Source organism: Pseudomonadota bacterium, from assembly GCA_023229365.1.
GTDB lineage: Bacteria > Myxococcota_A > Polyangia > JAAYKL01 > JAAYKL01 > JALNZK01.
In genome coordinates this window covers 23,490-45,108 of the sequence record JALNZK010000011.1, presented here as the reverse complement: position 1 = coordinate 45,108, position 21,619 = coordinate 23,490, and the positions used below count along the sequence as shown (strand labels likewise).

Annotated in this window: 30 protein-coding genes; 16 read left to right on the top strand and 14 right to left on the bottom strand. The window is 37.9% G+C overall.

All coding sequences use genetic code 11. The annotated features are described in order from the left end of the window. Window positions 1–2 precede the first annotated feature (2 nt). Window positions 3–848, bottom strand: coding sequence for a site-specific DNA-methyltransferase (locus tag M0R80_08615; protein ID MCK9459687.1), 846 nt, complete (start codon window positions 846–848; stop codon window positions 3–5). Beyond that, window positions 841–1,272, bottom strand: a complete 432-nt coding sequence (locus M0R80_08610; protein ID MCK9459686.1) for a hypothetical protein — start codon at window positions 1,270–1,272, stop codon at window positions 841–843. The genes M0R80_08615 and M0R80_08610 overlap by 8 nt, the downstream gene beginning before the upstream one ends. Window positions 1,273–1,308: 36 nt before the next feature. On the opposite strand from M0R80_08610, the gene M0R80_08605 reads away from it, so the two are divergent. Next, on the top strand, window positions 1,309–1,620 hold the full coding sequence (locus M0R80_08605; GenBank protein ID MCK9459685.1) for a hypothetical protein: 312 nt from the start codon (window positions 1,309–1,311) through the stop codon (window positions 1,618–1,620). Here M0R80_08605 and M0R80_08600 read toward each other — a convergent pair. The 4 genes from M0R80_08600 to M0R80_08585 are packed head-to-tail and all read right to left on the bottom strand — an operon-like array spanning window position 1,617 to window position 5,009. Next, entirely contained in the window at window positions 1,617–2,645 is a 1,029-nt protein-coding gene (locus M0R80_08600; protein ID MCK9459684.1) for a toprim domain-containing protein, read from the bottom strand. The genes M0R80_08605 and M0R80_08600 overlap by 4 nt on opposite strands. A 12-nt stretch (window positions 2,646–2,657) precedes the next feature. Next, the gene (locus M0R80_08595) at window positions 2,658–3,116 is read right to left on the bottom strand and encodes a hypothetical protein (GenBank protein MCK9459683.1); all 459 of its coding nucleotides are present in this window, start codon (window positions 3,114–3,116) and stop codon (window positions 2,658–2,660) included. A gap of 26 nt (window positions 3,117–3,142) precedes the next feature. Continuing rightward, complete coding sequence (locus M0R80_08590) at window positions 3,143–4,213, bottom strand: DUF4238 domain-containing protein (GenBank protein MCK9459682.1); 1,071 nt, start codon at window positions 4,211–4,213, stop codon at window positions 3,143–3,145. Then, window positions 4,200–5,009, bottom strand: coding sequence for a hypothetical protein (locus tag M0R80_08585; GenBank protein MCK9459681.1), 810 nt, complete (start codon window positions 5,007–5,009; stop codon window positions 4,200–4,202). Before M0R80_08585 ends, M0R80_08590 begins: the two co-directional genes overlap by 14 nt. Before the next feature lie 47 nt (window positions 5,010–5,056). Here M0R80_08585 and M0R80_08580 point away from each other — a divergent pair, with 47 nt between their 5' ends. From M0R80_08580 to M0R80_08570, 3 genes are read left to right on the top strand one after another with little or no spacing between them, the layout of a single operon-like run. After that, complete coding sequence (locus M0R80_08580; protein ID MCK9459680.1) at window positions 5,057–5,248, top strand: helix-turn-helix domain-containing protein; 192 nt, start codon at window positions 5,057–5,059, stop codon at window positions 5,246–5,248. Next, window positions 5,245–6,030 carry a PD-(D/E)XK nuclease family protein gene (locus M0R80_08575; protein MCK9459679.1) on the top strand — a complete coding sequence of 262 codons (786 nt, stop codon included), beginning with the start codon at window positions 5,245–5,247 and terminating at the stop codon, window positions 6,028–6,030. Before M0R80_08580 ends, M0R80_08575 begins: the two co-directional genes overlap by 4 nt. Further along, window positions 6,021–6,497, top strand: a complete 477-nt coding sequence (locus M0R80_08570; GenBank protein ID MCK9459678.1) for a hypothetical protein — start codon at window positions 6,021–6,023, stop codon at window positions 6,495–6,497. Before M0R80_08575 ends, M0R80_08570 begins: the two co-directional genes overlap by 10 nt. On the opposite strand, the gene M0R80_08565 is transcribed toward M0R80_08570, so the two are convergent. Next, entirely contained in the window at window positions 6,494–7,006 is a 513-nt protein-coding gene (locus M0R80_08565; GenBank protein MCK9459677.1) for a hypothetical protein, read from the bottom strand. The two genes, M0R80_08570 and M0R80_08565, sit on opposite strands and share 4 nt — an antisense overlap. A 15-nt stretch (window positions 7,007–7,021) precedes the next feature. Between M0R80_08565 and M0R80_08560 the strand changes: the two genes are divergently transcribed. Beyond that, a complete protein-coding gene (locus tag M0R80_08560; GenBank protein ID MCK9459676.1) occupies window positions 7,022–7,207 on the top strand; it encodes a hypothetical protein in 186 nt (61 codons plus the stop codon). Here M0R80_08560 and M0R80_08555 read toward each other — a convergent pair. Together M0R80_08555 and M0R80_08550 are read right to left on the bottom strand one after the other, a co-directional pair. Then, entirely contained in the window at window positions 7,204–7,347 is a 144-nt protein-coding gene (locus M0R80_08555; GenBank protein MCK9459675.1) for a hypothetical protein, read from the bottom strand. The genes M0R80_08560 and M0R80_08555 overlap by 4 nt on opposite strands. A 63-nt stretch (window positions 7,348–7,410) precedes the next feature. After that, window positions 7,411–8,823, bottom strand: coding sequence for a hypothetical protein (locus M0R80_08550; GenBank protein MCK9459674.1), 1,413 nt, complete (start codon window positions 8,821–8,823; stop codon window positions 7,411–7,413). Window positions 8,824–8,916: 93 nt separating this feature from the next. Here M0R80_08550 and M0R80_08545 point away from each other — a divergent pair, with 93 nt between their 5' ends. The 5 genes from M0R80_08545 to M0R80_08525 all read left to right on the top strand — a co-directional run bounded on the left by M0R80_08545 (window position 8,917) and on the right by M0R80_08525 (window position 12,038). After that, window positions 8,917–9,192: a hypothetical protein gene (locus M0R80_08545; GenBank protein ID MCK9459673.1), complete on the top strand. Its 276-nt coding sequence runs from the start codon at window positions 8,917–8,919 to the stop codon at window positions 9,190–9,192. Between the two features lies 1 nt (window position 9,193). Then, window positions 9,194–9,715 carry an endonuclease VII domain-containing protein gene (locus M0R80_08540; GenBank protein ID MCK9459672.1) on the top strand — a complete coding sequence of 174 codons (522 nt, stop codon included), beginning with the start codon at window positions 9,194–9,196 and terminating at the stop codon, window positions 9,713–9,715. A 2-nt stretch (window positions 9,716–9,717) separates the two neighbouring features. Beyond that, window positions 9,718–10,299 (top strand): hypothetical protein, encoded by a 582-nt coding sequence (locus M0R80_08535; protein ID MCK9459671.1) that lies wholly within the window; start codon window positions 9,718–9,720, stop codon window positions 10,297–10,299. 233 nt (window positions 10,300–10,532) lie between these two features. Next, window positions 10,533–11,252 (top strand): hypothetical protein, encoded by a 720-nt coding sequence (locus tag M0R80_08530; protein MCK9459670.1) that lies wholly within the window; start codon window positions 10,533–10,535, stop codon window positions 11,250–11,252. 12 nt (window positions 11,253–11,264) lie between these two features. Next, window positions 11,265–12,038: a hypothetical protein gene (locus M0R80_08525; protein ID MCK9459669.1), complete on the top strand. Its 774-nt coding sequence runs from the start codon at window positions 11,265–11,267 to the stop codon at window positions 12,036–12,038. Here M0R80_08525 and M0R80_08520 read toward each other — a convergent pair. The 3 genes from M0R80_08520 to M0R80_08510 are packed head-to-tail and all read right to left on the bottom strand — an operon-like array spanning window position 12,035 to window position 14,027. Beyond that, the gene (locus tag M0R80_08520; GenBank protein ID MCK9459668.1) at window positions 12,035–13,153 is read right to left on the bottom strand and encodes a hypothetical protein; all 1,119 of its coding nucleotides are present in this window, start codon (window positions 13,151–13,153) and stop codon (window positions 12,035–12,037) included. The two genes, M0R80_08525 and M0R80_08520, sit on opposite strands and share 4 nt — an antisense overlap. Before the next feature lie 59 nt (window positions 13,154–13,212). After that, window positions 13,213–13,710 carry a hypothetical protein gene (locus M0R80_08515; GenBank protein MCK9459667.1) on the bottom strand — a complete coding sequence of 166 codons (498 nt, stop codon included), beginning with the start codon at window positions 13,708–13,710 and terminating at the stop codon, window positions 13,213–13,215. A gap of 2 nt (window positions 13,711–13,712) precedes the next feature. Further along, window positions 13,713–14,027 carry a hypothetical protein gene (locus M0R80_08510; GenBank protein ID MCK9459666.1) on the bottom strand — a complete coding sequence of 105 codons (315 nt, stop codon included), beginning with the start codon at window positions 14,025–14,027 and terminating at the stop codon, window positions 13,713–13,715. 140 nt (window positions 14,028–14,167) lie between these two features. Here M0R80_08510 and M0R80_08505 point away from each other — a divergent pair, with 140 nt between their 5' ends. The 4 genes from M0R80_08505 (at window position 14,168) to M0R80_08490 (ending at window position 17,194) form a co-directional block, all read left to right on the top strand. Then, window positions 14,168–16,060 (top strand): hypothetical protein, encoded by a 1,893-nt coding sequence (locus M0R80_08505; GenBank protein MCK9459665.1) that lies wholly within the window; start codon window positions 14,168–14,170, stop codon window positions 16,058–16,060. 87 nt (window positions 16,061–16,147) lie between these two features. Continuing rightward, window positions 16,148–16,681 carry a 2'-5' RNA ligase family protein gene (locus tag M0R80_08500; protein MCK9459664.1) on the top strand — a complete coding sequence of 178 codons (534 nt, stop codon included), beginning with the start codon at window positions 16,148–16,150 and terminating at the stop codon, window positions 16,679–16,681. 8 nt (window positions 16,682–16,689) lie between these two features. Next, complete coding sequence (locus M0R80_08495; protein MCK9459663.1) at window positions 16,690–16,869, top strand: hypothetical protein; 180 nt, start codon at window positions 16,690–16,692, stop codon at window positions 16,867–16,869. Beyond that, a complete protein-coding gene (locus M0R80_08490; protein MCK9459662.1) occupies window positions 16,859–17,194 on the top strand; it encodes a hypothetical protein in 336 nt (111 codons plus the stop codon). Before M0R80_08495 ends, M0R80_08490 begins: the two co-directional genes overlap by 11 nt. On the opposite strand, the gene M0R80_08485 is transcribed toward M0R80_08490, so the two are convergent. Next, a complete protein-coding gene (locus tag M0R80_08485; protein MCK9459661.1) occupies window positions 17,178–17,765 on the bottom strand; it encodes a hypothetical protein in 588 nt (195 codons plus the stop codon). The genes M0R80_08490 and M0R80_08485 overlap by 17 nt on opposite strands. Before the next feature lie 60 nt (window positions 17,766–17,825). Here M0R80_08485 and M0R80_08480 point away from each other — a divergent pair, with 60 nt between their 5' ends. Continuing rightward, window positions 17,826–20,336: a portal protein gene (locus M0R80_08480; protein ID MCK9459660.1), complete on the top strand. Its 2,511-nt coding sequence runs from the start codon at window positions 17,826–17,828 to the stop codon at window positions 20,334–20,336. After that, window positions 20,317–20,535 (top strand): hypothetical protein, encoded by a 219-nt coding sequence (locus M0R80_08475; protein ID MCK9459659.1) that lies wholly within the window; start codon window positions 20,317–20,319, stop codon window positions 20,533–20,535. Before M0R80_08480 ends, M0R80_08475 begins: the two co-directional genes overlap by 20 nt. On the opposite strand, the gene M0R80_08470 is transcribed toward M0R80_08475, so the two are convergent. Then, window positions 20,536–21,612, bottom strand: a complete 1,077-nt coding sequence (locus M0R80_08470) for a hypothetical protein (GenBank protein MCK9459658.1) — start codon at window positions 21,610–21,612, stop codon at window positions 20,536–20,538. Window positions 21,613–21,619: the final 7 nt, after the last annotated feature.

The window sequence follows — 21,619 nt, the reverse complement described above, 5'->3', positions numbered from 1 at the left end:
ATTTATGTTAAAATATTCAATTCCTCCCAATTAGGAACAGTAAATTTTTCCATAATCCTATTTCTTATCAAATCTTCGTAATTGGTGTTGATTTCATACCCAACACCATTGCGATTCATTGTCCTACACACCTTTAATACCGTACCTGAGCCCACAAATGGGTCCAAAACCACATCGTTTTCCTTTGTATAAAGCTGTATGTAGAAAGCAGCTAAGTCTTCTGGGAAAGCAGCGACATGATAATTCATTTGCTTGATGGGAGGTGGACGATAAGCAGGTATGCGGATAACATTTCCAACACATCTCCCATTCTTGTTTTTTTTGTTTTCCCTACGATCATATTCTATGTATTCTTTTCCAAATCGTTTGCGAATGCGATATTCCTTTTGTGCAATTCTTGGTTTGGAAAAATGATAATCTTGATTATTATCTTTGGTGAAAACAAGAATGTGTTCAAACTTATTGTCTAGTAGCCTTTCCATATAAGTCTTGCATTGTGTGCGAGCATTTGGAACGAACCATATATTCACATCCCATAATGTCCACCCTTTCATTCTTGCAACTATGTCAAATGGAATAGGATATAATTTACGTTCATGACGACGAATGTTTGCATTGATTACTAATACTGCCGTGGGCTTGGATACACGATAACACTCATTCCACACCACATTCATATCATCAAGATACTGCTCATATTCTGACTCACCAATAGAATTGGGACCACCATACTTTTTTAAATTCCAATAAGGTGGACTTGTAAAGATGAAATCTATTGATTTGGGCACTAGATCGGATAAGTTGCGGCAATCCTGCAAATATATTTTTTGTTTTTCAAGCTCAAACATTTTGACCAAAGTTCTTTTTAAGGTTATCGGCAATAGCAGCCATCGAATCAATATTCAACAAACTGGGCACTTTTATCTCCGTGATTTCTTTTTTGGGCACGGGTATTTCCGTTGGCACCAAAGACTGCGGCAATTTTTTGCCTGACAAGGGCTTCATTTCTCTGATAATTTTTGCGTCTTCTGGATTGTCAGGATCAAGCACCTCTTCTTCAGCAATGGCAACCAAGTGGCTTTTGAACACATATGCTTTGCGTCCATTGCGTTGTGACAATAATATTCCCTGATCGTCTACTGAATCGATTGTTCCTAAAAAATAGTGCAATAATTGCTCAAGGCTGTTTGGTCCTTCTAATTTGAAATCTCTGTTGAGGGGTGTTGTAAAAACAGAACAGATTTTACCCACAAAATACTCTATGTTTTTCATGCAATTATTAGAGTTGTATTCATATATAAAATCATAATGCTTACATTCTTTGAGTTTTTAGAAAAACTAATAAACGAACAGACGGAAACCTCTTTTTTAAGCGGAAAAACATTTTATATAATACGAAGAGATTCAAAAGGAAAATTGGAGTATGCCGTTGCAGCAAATGCAAAAACAGACAGTGCGTGGAAAAGTGTAGACGAAGCACTTGAGCGAGCTACCCCAGAATTTAAAGATGTTCTCTGGGCAGCAATTCACAAACTTGAGCGAGAAGAACGTAGCACCAGAATACCAACGTTCCTTGGTCAAAAAAATGGCCAATCGGCATTTTCTATGTCTTTGCGTTAGGCCAATAATCGCATCAAAGCGGCATCATCTAAAGGCTTTTCTTTTGATCGAATGTAAAACACCAAAGCCTCTGATCCTATTTTTTGCAACATAGCGTTCCAGTCTTTATAGATTGCTGGCGGTCGAACAAATGTGGGTGTCAACCCCTTGGATCGTAAAATCATTGCCATTTTGGTTAAACCACTTTTGCCAGCCTTGTCTGTATCTAGGCATAAAACAGGCAAATAATGACGTATCATTTCTACCTGTTTCTCGGAAAGATTTTTGCCACCAAAAGCCCCAGCATATAATTCTCCCTTGCCACTCTGCCAAATAGAGAGTGCGTCAAACTCCCCTTCGGTTAAATAAACCTTAGAACCAAATGAAGGCCATTTAGGCATGTAAATTACATCTTCTTTTCCGACTCCTGTTTTTTTGTCTGGTCCTAAATATTTGTTGACGTTTGGTAATTTACCAATGTATCGTGCGTTGAAATAAATTAAAATGCCATTGCGGTCATAATAAGGAATTACCACACGTTGCCTGTATTGCCCACCCCCTGTGGTCACATATAATCCTTCTATTGGCAATCTACGATCAAACAAATAAACCTCTGCTTGTACTCGATGGAAGTTGTAAACCGGCAATTCTGTAATTAAACTACTGAAAGGCGGCAGAGCCAGAGTGTTGGAAACTTCTTCCTCTTGTTCTTCCTCCGGTTTTTTGTTTTTATTATCAAAAAATTCTTTTAGTTTTCTCTCAAGGTTGAGAAGAACAATGTTTTCGCCACCCAGAGCTTCAAGAGCAGTTTCATAGTCACAATTGTCCACTAAGCAAACCAGACTTATTAACGACCCTTTGTTGCCGGTTTTCCAGCATTGGAAGCAGGGCGGTTGCCCTTTTTTGCCACCGTTGGTGTTGCACCAAAGCTTGTGGTGGGTGTCATCCGTGAAAATAGAATTTAACTTGACTTCATTTCCATGCACCAGCACAGAATCAAAGCGACTTTCGGCCCAATCAATAAACTTATCGGCAGAGATTTTCATACGCACATTATATCATTCTTCTTCAACTAAATCAACAATAACAGCGTAGGTTGTGAGATATTCCCAGACGGATTCGTTGGGGTGTGGATCACCACGCCAATAATGGGCGGCTGCTCTTTTTAAAGAATCCTTATCAGTTTCTTCTCCATTTGCCAACATATCTGTTAGCATGCTGATTTCGCTCGACCAATTGAGATCATGTTTTTGAACAGGTCCAAGGGGCTGAACAGCATAAATAAAACGTTCTGCACCGCCTGCCAACCCTACATCATCTGAATTGTCGCACATAAACACAGCGTTTTTGTGAGAAATCATATTGGGTGGGCGGTGTTTTTCTAAAATTTGATAAAATGAATTTTTGCCCCAGTGCTGAACGTAATTGGGGTTGGGCCTTAAAATAGTGCCATTTGGCAGTTTGTCAAAACTACCATGATAATAAGTTTTTCGAGCTAGCCATTCCTTAAATTGCATAAATTATATATTGTATTCACAAAAAATTAAATGCCCAAAATATCTGGTTTATTAGCGTGCTTTAACGCTGCGAATACCTCTATTATTTCTCCATCTAATAACTCACCAGTTTGAGCGTCATAACACGGCTTTGCATGAGAAAAGAAATTATTTAAACATCCATAATATCCAATCAAAGGATTAAAATTGGTCTGGTGAGAAGTTTTTTCCAACCAATCCGACTGCAAAGGCGAATAAACAAATTTATAACATCCATCAATTTCCCTTCGGTTAAGGACGCAATTTTCAGAATATCCTGTCTGATGGTGCGTTGGATGTTTGCCCCACCTCCAGAGCAGCCCTTTGTTCCAAGAAATTGGGAACCAAATCTCGGCATCTCTCATTTTTAGTCCCACATTATCAATTCCTTTTTTTGATCGAGAAAACAAAATAACTGGATTGTCGCTTGTAATAAAAAAATGATGGCTGTGCATAATAGTCAAACTCATAGCACACATAAAATCCATCCATAATTCTTGGTATTGGAATGATTCAAAACCAAGTTGTTTGTGATTTTCGTTGCCAACATCAATAACAAGTTCCCCTGCCAACAATTCTTTACGGTCTTTGTCTCTCTGTGCTTCCGCCGCATCTCCAAACCGCTCTTTATAAAATTCCAACGTTTCTGGTGCGTTTATTCTGTTAAATATCTCTACTTGCATCGCCCATAGCCCAGTCATTGCCGAATTATGAACTTGAACTGGTGATCCGCAGTGCAAAAAGGCAGCAGCACCAGCAAAATGCTCTTTCGCTTCATCGTCAGGAACAAAAGATTTCTCAGTATCTTTCACACACTTGGTTAGTGGACTTGGATGACTTTTATCCTTGCAAAACAAAAGACGTTCACTTATCTCTCTCATTTCATCTAACTGATTATTTAACTCACCATTAATCCGTTGGACATAAAAATCAATAGCACTTCCTAGCTGTTTTGTTCCTCTTGGTTTACATGCCCCGCCGTTCTTACGATAAGGATAGAGGGCATGTTGCCCAATTGAAGGATGGCAAAAGTTGTTTAAATATGATTTTGTTATATAGTGTTGATTAGTAGACCGCATTTTCAATTCCCTTTGTGGCTAGCCAAAATCGAAAATCTTCCTTGTTATACTTAGAAGATTTAGATATGTTTTCCTTGCACAACATAGGTCGCAGATTTTCGAGACAATTAATTATTTTTAGATCAGTTATTCCGTGTTCTAAAAATGCCTTGATTGGGAAAATGTGATCTATTGACCACTTATGATGCCTAATATTATCCCAATTAGGGTGTCGCATCAGGTGTTCCTGTAATTCCAGTCTAGTATAACCCAACAATTCCGCACTTTTGCAATTCTTTCTCTTGTCGGTAGCGTCCAATATATTTGCTACCATACTTCTGAATTTTATGTGCATTAATTTATTCAATTGTACATATTCACGGTTTGGATTCCACCTTGGATTTGAAGTACCCTTGCGTTGCTTCATTTTCTCTCTGATTTTTTCATATTTACATGTTCGGCATCTTTGTCCTTGTTTAAATTTAGAAAATCGTATTTTGTCCTTATTCCCACAACTGCAAATATATTGCATTGGTTTGTTTGCGTCAATATATTCTTCTAGTAATACACATCCACGATCTTTAAAATATTGCAAAATATATTCTTGAGAGAGACGATATTTCTCTGCTGATCTTTTATGACCGCATGATTTACATCTGTAGCCGCTGTTGAAGTTTGCCCATGTTATAGATGATTGGCAACCACAACTGCAAATATATTGCATGTGGGCATGGGCTTCGAAATATTCTTGTTCTAATAATACGCATCCTTGTTCTTCAAAATATTTTTTAACATATTCGTAATTTAATTTTCTCATACTATTATATAGTATTGGAAATTTCAATTTTTGAGGAAATTTAAGATATGAGTGAATTTATTTCTCCCAAAGAAGCGGCTGATATGCTTGGAGTATCCACCAATACACTTCGTAATTGGGAGCTTTCTGGCAAACTAATGAGCATGAAAACTATGGGCGGGCACAGAAGATATTATTTAAAAGATATTGAAAATTACTTGAAATCAATAAACAAATTTGTTATAAAGGAAATTAAATGAATATAGAACATATTAGCGTCAGTAGATCGGATTGTTTCCACCAATGTCCTTTTTCTTATAAGTGTCGTTATCACCTAAAACTACCTTCTCCTGTGTCAGAACCTTTTTACTTTGTGTACGGAAAGGTAGTTCACCGTATTGCAGAAATATATGTGCAACGCAAGGGCGAAACACCATTAAATGAAGTAACAAAGGAAATATTATCTGGACAGACTCCTATTGAAGAAAGATTTGGTAAGAAATCTTATTGTCCACCAATTCCACCAGAATATAAGGATCGTATGCCTGGGCATTTGCGGTCTATTGAAAAAATAACTAAAATTCTGGGCACTACAGGGGAAACGGAATTTGCGTTTACTTATGACCTTGATCCTCCCAATAACAAGCTAATCACGGGAGTAATTGACAGATTAATTGAAAAAGACAATAAGTTTTGGATTGTTGACTATAAAACCACCAAAAAAGGCATGTGGAGAAAAACTCCACAGACAATAACAAAAGATATTCAGTTGCGTTGTTATGCAAGAGTTGTACAAAAGAAGTTTAATGTTCCCGCTGAGAATATCCAAGCAGCCCTTTATTATCTTGAGGGAGGTGATCTCATAGGAGCCAGATTTGGCCAACAGTCGCTGCTGGACGTGGAACAGCATTTGTTGAAGACTCATCAACAAATAGAGGCAATGCCCCCCGATGAAGCCCGAGGCAAAGTCGGGGAACATTGCCGACGTTGTGATTGGAAAAATATGTGTCCTTTCTATGCGAATGGAAAACAATGGCGATAATTCTAACCATATCACATAATGTTTTTCTCACCCGAGAGGAACGATATGCACTGTATAATGGCAATTCTATCACCGTTGTTGGTGTGAGTATCCCTGTGTGGGTAAAAAAAGGACGTTTGCCACACGATGCAGAAGAAATCTTTTGTAAATATCTTCTACGCAATAATGGTAAACCAAAAAAAATAGAACCAGCCCCAACTGGTCACGTTATTACTATTCCACCGACAAGTAATCAATATTGGAAAGAATTGATGCCTAATGATGTGTGGCGATCAATGGATGAAGATGCCAAAGCAAAATGGTATGAAAAGAACACTCGACCTAATCCAAATCAATTATTGGATTTAATTGATGGCGGGGCTGATGGTTATCTGTCATTTTCTCATCAAACCGAAGTGAAAAAAATCAGTGTATTACATTTTGTGGAAATAAAACCAATAGAATTGCTGCAAAAGTCTTTAGTTTAGGGACAGTCTTTTAATCCCAATCCAATTCTTGCACTCACTTGTTCCCCAGCATTCAATGTTATGCTGGATAACAAGGGTACGGAAGCAATTAAATATCCGGTGTTATTAGCTGTGGTGGATAAAAACATATTTTTAACCGGACCCCAAGGCCCACCTATAGCAGAAAATGTTACAATGGGGCTGGTTGCTATATTATGTCCAGTCATAGCAACAGATACGATAAACTGACCACTAGAGCCCACTACCGCTCTGTTATAACCATATGTTGCAGGTTCTGTAGCTGCTGCTGTCAATAGAGTATCAGCAGTATCTAAAGATGTTCTATTGTCCAGCCCAAAATAATAAGATGCTGGGATGTAGGTGTTAGTTATGCCTCCTACAAATGTGGCCAACAAAATAAACTGTTCTCCACTAATGTGTAATGTATTTGGCAAATTATATGCTTCCCATAGCACTGTGCCGTTTTTGGACAAATGCTTAATTTCTAATATTTCAATGATGTGTTTCATAATACTATATAGGTTATGCGATTCAAAACGTGGTTAGCGGAAGTAGGGCAAACAGGAGGTGTTGGTGGCGGCTTAACACCCCCTAAAGAAAACCCTATGGTGGCAGGCCCTGGTGCCCTACCTCAATACAATAATGGTGAAGACCCACCCACAGGCTGGTCAAAATTAAAAAGAAGACTAAAAAAGATGAAGAAAAACTAATCTTCAAACCAATTGATGAAATCTTCGTCTAATTCATCCTCTTCTTCATCACATTCTACTTCTTCCCAACGCCAATTAGCCAACTGAGAAGGTTTAATAAAACAATAAGGTTCTTCTCGTTCTTCAAACCAATAATCCATATTGTGCTCCTATTGGTACGGTGCTATATTGTATTCTAATAAATTATTTAATTTATTGCAAGTCTATTCGTAATATGTTCTTACTAAATTTCCGTTTTCTACTTTCCACATTGTGTCTTCATGAGGACCAATACTGGTGATAGATGTTACGGCTTTTTGTGTAATTTGAACTAATTCTTCTTGTTCGGGAGCAAACATGCTAATTAATTTGCCGCCCTCATCGAATTCATAGAATTTATCCGCAGCAAATTCTACTTTTACATTGCCTAAATTATAGCCACCTATTGCTAGTGCAGACAGGCGTTCATTAGAAACGTGATGGGCAAGATGCATGGTTTTTTTCTCGGGGGACACAACTGCAAATTTGGTATTGCCCTCTATGATACGAGCTTTATCTTTGTCCGCAAATTGATCCCATGTAACACCCGACATTGCAAATAAACTATGTTCTCCAAGCAAGCCTCTTTTAGCAAAAGTCTTTCTAACAATTTCTTGGTAATCTTTAGATGCCAAAGAAACCATTATTTTCGCTATGGCTTCGTGTAATCTTGGTGTATTAGGGGTTTGAACAACGGCATTTAAAAGCAATAAATATGCCACATCTCTAGCTTGTGTGAGTGCTGTTTTTGCATCCATGCCTACGGTTTTGTGATAATCATAAATATTGACCATTAATTCATACCATGCTCCTAAAAACACTCTGCCAAAGTTATGACATTCTCCAGATAATTGATTGTCTGGGGCACTCTCTGGCAAGTTTTCTGGTGGAGTGTAGCAAAAAGTATTGAATGCATTTCTTAAGCCCTGTTGCATTCCTAATATAAGTCCCACATCTTCGCCAATCATAGAAACAACATTAGATTGATGCAAATTGCCATTTGTGTCTTTAATTGCCTTGTTCAATACTTGGTCCCACTGCATCGTGGCAACCATTGCTGTGATGTCCGCAAATGCTTCATGAAAAGCAAATGTTTCCAAGGAAGCTGTGCTCCAAAAATCTGGTCGAAGGGCATCTAAAATAGCATGTCCGCATTCGTGGGCAACTACTTCACTAGACTCGCACAAATAGATCATTTTCCCATGACGATCTTGGTCAAAAAAATATCTCAGGGATTGGCGATCATAGTAAGCATTTAATTGTTTGCCCGCTCTTGGCACAACCTGAAGTATAGGAGCGGCTGCCCAGTGTGTTGGTTTACTAAACATCTTTTTTAAGTATTCCAATAATGTTGCGAGCGTAACAAATACTGTGGCGGCGTCTCCTTCTGCCGTCCCCCATTCCGCTGGGGAATTTAAACCAACCACAGTAATCTGCAATGGTAATGGATCGGAAGGACAAGGAACCACAAATCTTAAATCCGGTGTTGTTGGATCATTTGCTTGAAAAGTTATTTGTGTTGGCATAACTTGTTGCTTCGGTACAACCACAAATAAATCTTGTATTTTTTGCCATATTTTTATTAACCATTGCCACATATAGAGGTCTCCTTTTTTATTTATGTATTCATATTAAAATTAAATCTTGGTGCATATATAATATAGAGATATAGAAATATAGAAGGAGTAAGCATGAAACAAGTCAATGTATTGATGGAAGAATCCCTGCTGGAGCATTTAGAAAAATTGTCGCAAATAATTTCAATGCTGTGCGGAAAAAAAATCACCGTATCAGATGTAGTAAGAAAATCGGTTGTAGAATATTCCAAATTCGGAAAAGTTGTAATTAAGAGCAAGGTAACAGAAGGCCAAAAACTAGAAATCAATCTTCTGCCTGCAACCGAAGATGGCTGGAACAGCCTTCCAAATGATGAGCTAATGAGAAAAATATGCATGGAGGAGTGGTAATATGACCGACAAAGAAAAAAGAAAATTATACAATGCTAAATATAGAGCATCGCATAAAGAAGAATCAAAAGCATATGGTGCTAAATATAGATCGTTGCATAAAGAAGAAGTGTATGGCAAACAAAAAGAGTGGAAAGACGCACATAAGAAAGAACTTGCCGAAAAACAACGCAAAAGACGACAATCTAATCCAGATAAATATCAAAAATATAACACCGAGGAGTATAAAAAAATACTAACTGGTCTTCGCTATAAATTAAATGCAGATCAAATTGAATGTGTTTATTCTTTGACTAATTGCCCAATTTGTGAAAGAGAGTTTATACAAGGTGCAACTTCTAAAAAGCGAATAGATGGAAAAAAGTGCAAAAGAGTTATAGACCACGATCACACAACTGGTAATGTAAGAGGAGTGATATGTCATCATTGTAATGTGATGCTCGGCCATGCTCAAGACAATGTTGATACTTTGATTAATGCAATCAAATATCTTAATGGCGAATTGAAAAATATTGAGGTTTAAAATTGAACGAACACGAACAAAAGATTCGGGATTTGCGAATTTTAGAAGCCAAACGCAAAGATTACATGGGCTTAAAAGGCAAGTTTGGCGTTATCCTCAAAACAATGGGCGAACCTCTAGTAAGACATACTACTGGGGGAGGTAAATTCTACACAGAAACACTTTTAGATGATTATATGAATTTAGAAGACGATAATTTGCCAACAGCCGATACAGAAGAACGAGGATTGCCCGATGGGGCGGAATGGAATGTTCCAGAAAACATTTCCATGTTTGGCACAAATAATGAAGGGTGGCATTTCGATGGTTTGAGCAGAGGATTTCCTCTCGAAATTTGGTTTAAAGATGACGAATCCGAAATCAAAGTTTTATACAAAGGAACAATAGTGTATAGAGAATTGGGAGGGGATTTAAAGTCTTATGTTCCCGTTGATGAATGGCAGCAAATGATAGAAAAATTATATTTGCAAGGCCGTAAATTATTCAAAGAACGTCAAAATGAACACAACCGCAAGTTGATTGAAACCAAAAAAAGAAGCAAATTGGCTTGGGTTGAAAAAATGAAACGCTTGTGGGGAGCTTAAAAGAACATAAAATAACTAATTGCAATTACTTGAATTACAATAATTACAATTCCCACAATGTTCCACTTATTTGTTTTTATGCCATAGCTTGTCAACATCGATCTTGAATGAAGTTGCTCAATGGTCTCAGAAACAATTTCTTTGATTTCTTCTTTAGTCATATATCACTATATAGTTGAGGGATAAAAATAATGGCGGGAATAGTATACACACAAACTGGTTATCGTTGGTACTTGGATGACCACGCATTAGGCGTTGGTGAGAATCCACTTGCGGACGAAAACACTCAAGCTGCTGGTGTTACAAATACTAATTACAGAATTAGAATCAAGCTGGCAACTGCAACAGGTGGAGGAAGCTCTCTTCTTACCCCAAGTTTATATTATTCCAAACCCATCGACAGCCCAAATTATTATGCTATTGGAGTAGCAACACCAGTAGTTGTTTCTCCTTCAAGTTATATTACTGATGGTACTGGAGTGGGTGGCTCTTTATTATCATCAGGTGGACTTAGTTATATTCAACAAGGAACACAAAATGATATAGACAATGTTGCTCCTACGGTGACGCTGAGTAATGGTCAATACACGGAGTGGGAATGGTGTTTAAAATTTACAAACATTGGCTTATATGCCTTTAAAATAACAAATGCTGGAAGTGATATAGCAGGAGGCTATCCGCAAATTCCACGCATTATGATTGAGCTTTCCCCTTCAAGTTCAAGTTCAAGTTCAAGTTCAAGTTCAAGTAGTGGCAATGTTCCCGCAGGCTCATCAAGCTCAAGCTCATCCTCATCAAGATCATCAGGCTCATCGGCTACATCACTTATAAAACCATCTTTAATAGAAATGAATATTTCTACTGAGAAGTATTACCGCACAAATGAAGAACCAAATGCATTATACAAAATGCAAGGCATACATCACATATTATTCAGAGACATGGGCTCTTAAAGCAGGAAAACAATGGCAGGATTAAAATATACACAAACTGGTTATCGTTGGTACTTGGATGACCACGCATTAGGCGTTGGTGAGAATCCACTTGCGGACGAAAACACTCAAGCTGCTGGTGTTACAAATACTAATTACAGAATTAGAATCAAGCTGGCAACTGCAACAGGTGGAGGAAGCTCTCTTCTTACCCCAAGTTTATATTATTCCAAACCCATCGACAGCCCAAATTATTATGCTATTGGAGTAGCAACACCAGTAGTTGTTTGGCGTTCAGACTATATCACAGATAGTACAGGAACAGGCAACTCTTTATTGTCACCAGAGGGTACTTATGCTGGATTTGGAACGCAAAATGATATGGACAGTGTTGCTACTCAGGTAAATATGACTTTGAATATGTACGCAGAGTGGGTGTGGTCTTTAAAGTTTACAAGTATTGGTACATACGCCTTTAAAATTACCAATAATAGTTTTGATATACTAGGCGGTTATCCAAGCACACCACTCATTGTGATTGAAGCAGGCTCAAGCTCCAGTTCAAAGAGTTCAAGCAAAAGCTCTAGTTCAAGCTCAAGCAAAAGCTCCAGTTCAAACTCAAGCTCAAGTGGTGGTGCCGCTGGAAGCTCAAGCTCAAGCTCAAGCCCAATTATAATACCTATAAAACCATCTTTAATAGAAATGAATATTTCTACTGATAAACATTATCGCACAAATGAAGAGCCAAATGCACTATACAAAATGCAAGGCATACATCACATATTATTCAGAGACATGGGCTCTTAGACGACTGGTGGTGTTACCAAATCAGCGTTTGTCAAAACATAAGGCTCTTCGGTGATTATATCGGGATTTGTTTTAGCATCCGTATATTTATATTCGATCAGTCTTCCCATGTTGCCAGCTACCGCCCCCGCAGGGTATTCAATAATTTTAGTAATTCTACCAGTTCCAATTGCATCCACTGTAATTTTTTGGAAATTAAATATTCCAGAACGTCCAGCAAGAAGTTGGTAATCTCTCTTGGTTGTAGCTAAACTATATCCTAAGGTATTGCCATTTTTATCGGTTGCGTTAGTAATAACATTAAAATCTACTAATCTTGCCCACACGCCATAATTACCCAATACAGTGACATTAACACCTGTGGTGAAAGTGTCAGCAGTAACATTTGCCACTGCAACACTGGCTGTATCGAGTGATCCAGTTGAATTGGAATTGTCAATGGTAATTAGATCAGTATTTGCCAAGCCATGAGCCAAAGATGTTATTACACCAGGATTGGCCACACTGACATTAGTAATATCGTGAGAAAGATCAATCAAATGATTCATGCCATCAATATAAGCAAATCTTTGTCGAATTGTGTGCCTATCAAAATAGCAGGGAAGTTCTGCTACCCCGGCCCGAGCATTGAACAACAAAATGGTTTCTGCTGCTCTATTGTCAATATAGAACTTCAACTGAGTTATTGGAATGGCTTGTCGAATGACTATACTTTTGCCATTATTTCCAACACTTGCAACAAACATAGTGGCAAAAGTCGTATCAGCATTTAAATTGGCTACTATTTGTGTTGGCGTGGTTGTTGCAGCGGTTGTGGGAACAGTGGCACCAGGGCCAGCGATAACAACTGCTAGTTGTGTCCATCCCTTAAATCCCGTGGCAAAATCTCTGGCGTACCAAATTCTCAGACTGGTGGTGGCATTGCTTTCAGGATCATTGGCTGAAAGATTGAATGTTGGATCACCGGCTGTAAGTGTCGGATTGCCATAACTCTGAACAACTTCATCGCCCCGACCTGTATTGGCTGGGCATCTAAAAGATAAACTGGCTTGCCTATCGCCTAAGACCCAGTTACCTATAAATTCTTGTGGAAAAACGTTTTGATAATATGACATTTTTGCTTCCTGTTTGTTTCAATTATAGGTATTTAGATGTCAGGATCAATATTTTGCATCTATAATTCCCTGCCCATGCAATCTGGAAATTCGAAGGGCTCACAGCAGCAATCACAATCACAGCAGCCACTCAAATTGTAGTAGTGATTCAAAGCCTTGTTTATTTCTTCTTCTGTATAGATTTCTGTTTTAATATTGCATCCCAAAAAAGTTTGCAACTCTTCTTCAATTGACTTGCTGATAATGGCAGCAGCAACAGTCAATGTATTAGTTTCATTCTCATAGTTAATGGGAATAACTCGATATAACTGAGCCATTGGTTCTGTCATGACTTCAACCAATTCCTGGGAAATTTCTATATTCCTACAAACTGGTTTGACTTCAGCTTGATTTAAAAATTCTTTTTTAGCTTCAGCATAGGTCATGTTGAGTTTGTTGAGCAAAAAAGCCATTAAATTTAAATCATTAGCATTCATTGTCTTCTCTTTTAATTCAGTTTCTGACTGACGATGAAGACGGTCATGCCAACCGTCTTCATCGTCCCAATATTTTGGCATACTTACACCCCACGGGTGACCAAATCTATCAATTTGCGTCGTTCATAGGTGCTGTGGGTATGCATATTTTGTGGAATTCTTTTTCGCAAACGAAGACCACATTGACCAATCTTGGCTATTTTACTCTTAGAATAGCTCTTGATGGGGGCCTGAGAAATCTTAGTTCTGACAACAGAACCCTCACGCATTTCATGACCTGTAAAATAGGTTTTGTGGTTCTCAATCACTAATACAGTTCGCCGTACAGGATGAGAATGGCTGCCAGTGTAGTAAAAGCGAGCCACGGGTAACGCTCTAACAATACGATATTCTTTCATTTCTTTCTCCTTTTTTCGTACTTGCCTAACACAATTATAGTTTTTATTTTTTAATTGTCAACGTCATTTTTCTAAATTTATTAACTTTATGCATAGATATTTTGAAAGGTTAGTAAATTATGGATAATGATCCCGCCATTATGGACAACGAACGAAATGATATTTCTGATGAGATCAGATTTATCAGAAGTAAAGTTAAAATTCCCGATTTAAAGTTTATCGGTTCCCCCAGCGATCCTGGTTTTTACAATAAATTCCAAAAAGTATCGGAAATTGTGCAAGCCAAGGAATGGAATGATGTATACTCCCAATTCTATACATTTGACAAATTAGAATTAGACATTGGTATTGATTCTTATGCCGAAGACCCGGAAACCTTCAGTCCAGATCGGCAAATGAAAGAATTTATCAAATGTGTTAATAGTTTTCCATATTTTTGCCACAAATACGTGAAAATATTCCATCCTATTGATGGTTTAATTCCCTGTATTCTTTACAAGTATCAAAGAAAAGTTATTGAGGAATATGAAAATAATCGATTTTGTATTATTAGCAAGTTCCGACAGGGAGGCTTGACAACTATTGCCGTTTTGTGGGCTTTGTGGCGTTGTATGTTTAGAACTGACCAACAAATTATGGTTTTGTCAAAAACTGACCGTGAAGCTATTGCTGCTGGCGAAGTAAGCAAAAGAGCCTTGGAATATCTCCCCTCTTGGCTCAAGCCCAAGATGGATGGCGAAAGTAAGCATGAAAAAATATTTGGAGAAACTGGTAGTGCTATGAGATTTTACACGCCAGACGCTGCTCGTGGTAAATCTATCACAATTCTTATCATTGATGAAGGTGCATTTATTCCTGATATGGAAACTCACTGGAAAGCCATGTATCCCACAATTGCTACGGGTGGTTCTTGCTATGTGATTTCCACCGTCAATGGCTTGGGCAATTGGTACGAAGAAACATATCACTCTGCGGAAGCGGGAAGAAACCACTTCCATGTTATTGATTTAGATTACTGGCAGCATCCTGACTATTGCCGCCCTGATTGGATTGCTGAAACTAAAACCAACTTGGGCGATAAAGCTTGGCAACAAGAAGTGTTGCGTAGCTTTTTGGGATCAGGTGATACATTTATTCCGCCTCACATTATTAGTGACTTGATTGAAGAGACCCGTGAAAGAATTCCTAAAAGAATTTTAATGGAACAGTGGGCTAATCGTGGTGAAAAAAACTATGGATGGGAACGAGGTGCATTATGGGTGTGGGAGGAGCCCCATGAGGCCCATGATTATATTATAGGTGTTGACTGTGCCGAGGGTGTAAAAGAAAATGGCGATAGTAGTTGTTTTCATGTAATTGACATGAAAACATTAGAACAAGTGGCAGAATTTTATAGTAATATTATTACTCCAAATTCTTTTTCAATGGTTCTAGAGAGAATAGGCATTATGTATAACCATGCATTAATTGTTGTTGAATCAAATGGCGTAGGATGTGCTGTTGCTAATGCTTTGCACTTGGGATTGGGATATGACAACTTGTATTTCGATGGCAAAGGGAAAGACCCACGCCCAGGTGTAAAAATGGGACCAAATAATAGAACTGTTTTCTTAGAAGCTGTACAAAACAAATTATTAAATGGAACGTTGGCCATTAATAGTTGTCGTTTGGTAGAAGAATTAAAAACATTTATATTTAACCCTAGAGCCAAACGAGCCGAAGCATTAAAAGGAAAACATGACGATTCCATTATGGCTCTTTCCATTGCTTTGTGTATCAGAGATAAAATGTTACATGATATGCCTGTGGGTGTACAAATTCCAGAAGAAACTACTCAAATATTTAAATCAGATATTTACGAACAAATTAAACAAGAGATGTTGCGTGGCATTGAGAATGAAATGCTATTAGAAGATGAAGAGGAACGGGATTCATTTTTTAATTTCTTCGGCACAGACAAAGAGGATGAAGAAAGCGAAGCAGTTGTCTGGAGGAGGCGTCACGACGACCTCCTGAAGTCTTTCGGGTGGTAGTTTTGTGGAAATTCATAAAAATATTTTAGTAATTTGGTTGGCAGATAAGAGCAAAAAAGGGATGCTATATTTTAAAGAAAAAACATTATGTTAACTTGGCAACAATATTTAGAAAAACACGGAACAAGTTATGATTATTCTTCCGTGCAAGTTGATATTCCCCAACACTTGGCAAAAAAGATAATTGCTTGGGGTAAAAAACATATTCCAGAAAAGGAATTATACAAAGAGGGCAGTCATTTTGGCAGAGAAAATGAGATACATGTGACTATTTTATATGGATTACACACCTCTAAGTCAGAAGAAGTCAAAGAAATAGTAAAAGGAAATGCTATAAAATTTACACTTGGTAAAATATCCATATTTGAACATGATGCAAAATATGATGTGGTAAAAATTGAGGTGCAAGGGCAATCATTGCATCAGTTAAACAAAAAGTTAAAACAATTAAAACACACATCTTCATTTCCAACGTATTGTCCCCATGTCACATTGGCATATGTTAAAAAAGGACAAGGGAAAAAATATATTGGAATTAATGAATTTTCTGGAGAAATAATTGCAGCTAAAGAAATAATATTTAGTTCAAAAGATGACACAAAAGTAAAGATAAAATTATAGGAACAAAAATGGAAACATGGAGTTTTGAAACAGCATTGCAAGAAACGCTAAATGAGAAATATGGAATTGTCAAGATAATTAGTGTAAGAAGCTTGGGAGATATTCCATTATCTGAGAGATACAATCACAACACAATAGTTGATATTGCTCCCGACGATCTGTTTGAGGTAATTCCAGATGAAAAATAATACAGATGAATCAAAGGCTTTGTTGGAAAGGGCACTTAAAGAGTTGCCAAATGATTTTGCATTACAAAATGCTCGATATCATTTAAAACGCACATTAAACGAAATAGAACAAGTCGAAGACAAGAGACACAAAAGAGAAAAATCTAGGATAACAATAGAAGAAGATTATAGGGCAAAAATGAACAGCTTCTTTATCACACCCGATAACGCCAAAGCTGTGCTTGATGGTATAGACAGCATGATTTCTGAAGAACAGAAAAAGATTGACAACATGAAGAAGAAGGCTGAGAAACAAACCCCTACATTAATCACTGACATTGACTAATGTGTTTTAGCTGTCTCATTCGGTAAATTATCCCTTCATAGGCTTCTTCGGCTTCTTGCAAATAGCTTGATAAAACACAATCCTTTGGTTCTGTAAAACCATCGGGATTATATTGTAGTGGGGTTTTTAGATGGAAATGATTTTCTATCAAATTCAATCCTTTTTCCCCTTGGATGTTATCCCATGTTAAAAATACAGCTTCTGGGGATTGTACTGCCATTTCATATAACCTGCGTATTCTTAAAACATATAGATCAACAGCGTTTTTCATGGTTTGAGTTTTTACTAGTTCTGTAATGGCAAATTTTGGACCACAAATAAAATAAACAAAATGACAAAATTTATACAAACTTCTACCTGACAGATTGTTGTTATCCAGTAACAGGGCGGCATATATGGCGGCAGTTGTGGTGTTTTTGTGTGGCGACAACTGGAGAGCAGCTATATCTGAGGGGTGTTTATAGGTGGAGTTAGTATGATAAAATTGTATGCACTGATTATGCTCCAACAATGCGGCTAATTGTTCCGCATTGGCTCCTGGGTGACTTGCTAGAAATAAAACTCTTTTCATTTTCGTAATTTAAACTCTTATATATCATAGTAACAAATTATAGGCTGAAAAAGTAAACTTATGCCAAAATGGTCAGACTTATTTAAGATTTGGAATTATGCATTTCGAGATGATCCTATCGAAACACGAGCCAAGAAGGACATCTCGGGTGCGGGTGTCACGCAACCTGATGCTATCCCCGACATTCGACAAGATGGTAGTTTTTGGGGCGGCGGCAGAGGTTTAATAAAACTCAGAGACACTAACGATTTTGTGGATTTGTCCAGTGTAACAAATCGTATTTCTCGTTACAAGGAATATGAACGACTTCGTTCAGTATCTGAAATAGAAGCAGTCATGGACACCTACGCCGATGAAACTTGTTTGGCGGGCCATATGATTGTGAATACAGTATTTTTTGGACCACAAACCATTAAATGGCTTGCTGAAAATAAGTCAGGTGAAAGATTCCTTGTTTATTGTTGGGATGGAGACAAAAAAGACTATACTATCGGCTGGGCTTATGATGCTAGAAAAGTTAAAACTGCACGTACTATTCGCATCAAATTAGATGATGGCACCAATTTTATTGCCACGCCTGAACATCGAGTTTTATTGCATAACGGAGATTGGACAATGACAGGGCTACTTCAATTCGGAGACGAATTGATGCCCTTTTACAGAGAGCAACCAAATCTTTATTTTAATGACAAATTAAAAACCAATCAACACCCACGCATATTTTCTTTGGTTGATGGCTGGAAAACAGAAAGACAATTCGTTGACGAATGGCGTACTGGCAAATCTCTAAAAACTCCAGCAACAGATATTGTGCGTATGTTGTGTGCGGGAGCCACAATTGAGGAAACGGCTAAAGTTACCCACCATGACCGAGACACCCTTCGCAGCATTTTGAAAAAAGAAGGATTTAGTCTTAAAGAACTTAGACAATTGGGCAAGAAAGAAAATTGCAGAAGAGTCATTGGTGTTGAAGAATGGAAAGAAATAGATGTTTATGATCTATCGGTAGAAAAACACAAGAACTTTTGCGGCGAATCTATTGTTTATCACAATTGCCAACGTGGTGAAAATGGACATATCTTTGAAATCCGTTGTGCTAATGAATTCGCCAAAGAAGAAGCAGAATTTCTGTGTTTTCACCCTGAAATGCTAAATTTCGATGATCCATCAGTTGGTTGGAACTATGTAAAAAATACATGTATTCAAGGCGATCACTTCTTTGAAGTTGTTATCGATGCAGAAAACCCCAAAAAAGGTGTTGTGGCACTTTTGCCATTGCCGCCAGATAGCATGTATCGCATAGAAACTACCAAGGGTAAATTGGTTGAGTTTCAACAATCTAATGAAGGCCCAGATTATCAAAGCCTTACTAGAGTGCCTGTAACGCAAGCAACTGAAGCAGATTTAATGCAAGCAACAGCAGTAAGGTTTACTGCCGATCAAATAGTGCATACAAAAATTGGCGATGATCGTCGTACTTTTTATCCCTATGGTGTTTCATTGATCGAAGCAGCCAGAGGGCCTGCACATCAATTACGACTCATGGAAGACTCTATGGTAGTTTATCGATTATCAAGAGCCCCTGAAAGACGTGTGTTTTATATCGACGTGGGCACTTTGTCACCCGCAAGGGCCGAAGCTTTTATGGAACGCATCAAGGATCAGTTCCGCAAAAAGAAAGTAGCCCCATCCCGAGGTGGCGGTCCTGGTGCTTCTAGTGTTGAAGAACGTTGGCATCCACCAGCCATTGATGAGGATTACTGGTTGCCTATTCGTCCAAATGCTACCAACACTCGTATTGACACTTTACAGGGTGCTCAAAACCTTGGCGAAATTGATGATGCATTATATTTCCGCAACAAATTGTTTACAGCTTTAAAGTTCCCGTTGAATTACTTTTCCACCGAAGATGCTAATGCCACAAAGACTAGCCTTTCTTCCCAAAATGTGCGTTTTGCACGCACTATCGAGAGATTACAGGCTCATTTTTCTAAAGCTGTTGTACAAATTATAACAACACACCTTAAACTGCGTGGAGTTCCCAAAGAAGACTTTGAGGATTTGCAAGTCATTTGGACACCGCCTTCGGAGTATAGAGAACTTAGCAAACAAGAGTTGATGAACAATCGTATTGGTTGGGCTAGTAATCTCAAGGGATCGATGATTATGGCTGACTTCGATATTCTTACAGGAATTCTTAAATATACCGAAGAAGAAGCGGCAGGAATGCAGGCTCGTTTGAAAATTCAGAAATTGGAAGACTTCAAACTCCAGGTTCTTGCACAAAATCCGCAGCTTCTCGGCGTGGGATTGCCAAGTAATGATGAACAACAAATGGGCACAGAAGCAGGTGGCCCAAGTCCCGATCTTACTCAACCCCCTGGTGGAGCACCGCCGCCGCCAGAAGAAGGAGCCGCAGGAGCCCCCGTACAAAATAATCCGAAACCATCTGGCAATGGCGGAATGGCTCTCGCTGAAGTTACGCCTGAGGAAATCAAGAAATATGATCTTGAAATTCAAAATTACGACTTAGAACAAGACACTGAAGAACGTGATTATAGTGAAGAGTAAGTGTATTAAATGTGGTGCAATAATTCCATTAGAAAGAATGGAATTATTGCACACAAAAACATGTGTAAATTGTTCGGAAGAAAAGCCAAAATTAGGCATAACAGTTTGGAGTAAATCAACCCCAGAACTTGTTATTGTTGACGATATTGATAGGTTCAAAGAATTAGAGAACTTTGATGGTTGTATGACTAGGTTATAATTACCACATTTTAAGCACTTGATTCCATTTATCTTCGGAATCAGTATTGTATGCATGCAAAGCTCTTTTGGACAAATGTCTCAACATGTAGCCCGGTTGTGTCCATGCATATTCTAAATGATCGGCAATATCTTTCGTAGATGTGTCATCTGCACAGAACATTGCGGGCAGCCAACTAATTTCTTTAGAGCCTACTAAAGGAATTTTATTAGAAACAAAATCAGCACTTACAATGTTGAATGTCTCGCACAAAGATACTTGCATTCCAATATCCATAGTTTTGACTAATTGAATAAATTCTTCATACTCTAACCACGGATGCTCCACCAAAACATGATGCTGTAAACCGTTAAAAAAGGCTCGTAGATTTTTAAGAACACTTTCTCCATTCTGCTCCACCCTGCCAGCATTGATGTGAAAATGAACTTCTAGATTGGCATTTTTGGCAAATTCTACGGCTGCTATGGCTTGGGTAAGAATGTTTTTCATTGGACGAATTGCACCAAAACAACCTATATTGATTACTTGTTTGTGCAAATGTGGATTGTCATTGTGTTGCTCATGTTCAAGCAAATTCATAGATTCATTGGTGTAAACATTCGGCAAGAAAATTGATCTTAGTTTAAAAATATTTTCCAAGTCTTCAGTTAATTCTGATGTGTTGGGTGCAACATATAGATTTTTGTGTGCTTTCATTAGCTCACGATAACCAGCAAACCATTCAAATGCCATTCCTTCAGAAGCTAGAAATGTCAGCTTGCTGTGTATTCTTATGATCCAGAGACGATTTTTATGTCTTGGAATATCGAGTAATTCCCGCATTTTTTCAGGAGTTATCCACAACGCTTCAATAATCACAAAGTGTGGATTAAATTCAGTCACAATGCGATCAACGTTATTGCCGTCAATAGCATTGATTACTTTTGCATCATGTCCTTGTGATCTTAAATAACTAGCAACAAATGATGCTGAGTTAAATAATCCACTACATTTATTTTCATGATGATGGTGGTGACCATACAAATGATGCTTTTTGCAGACAAACAGAATTCTTTTTTTTAGGCTTTTCTTTTCCATGTAACAC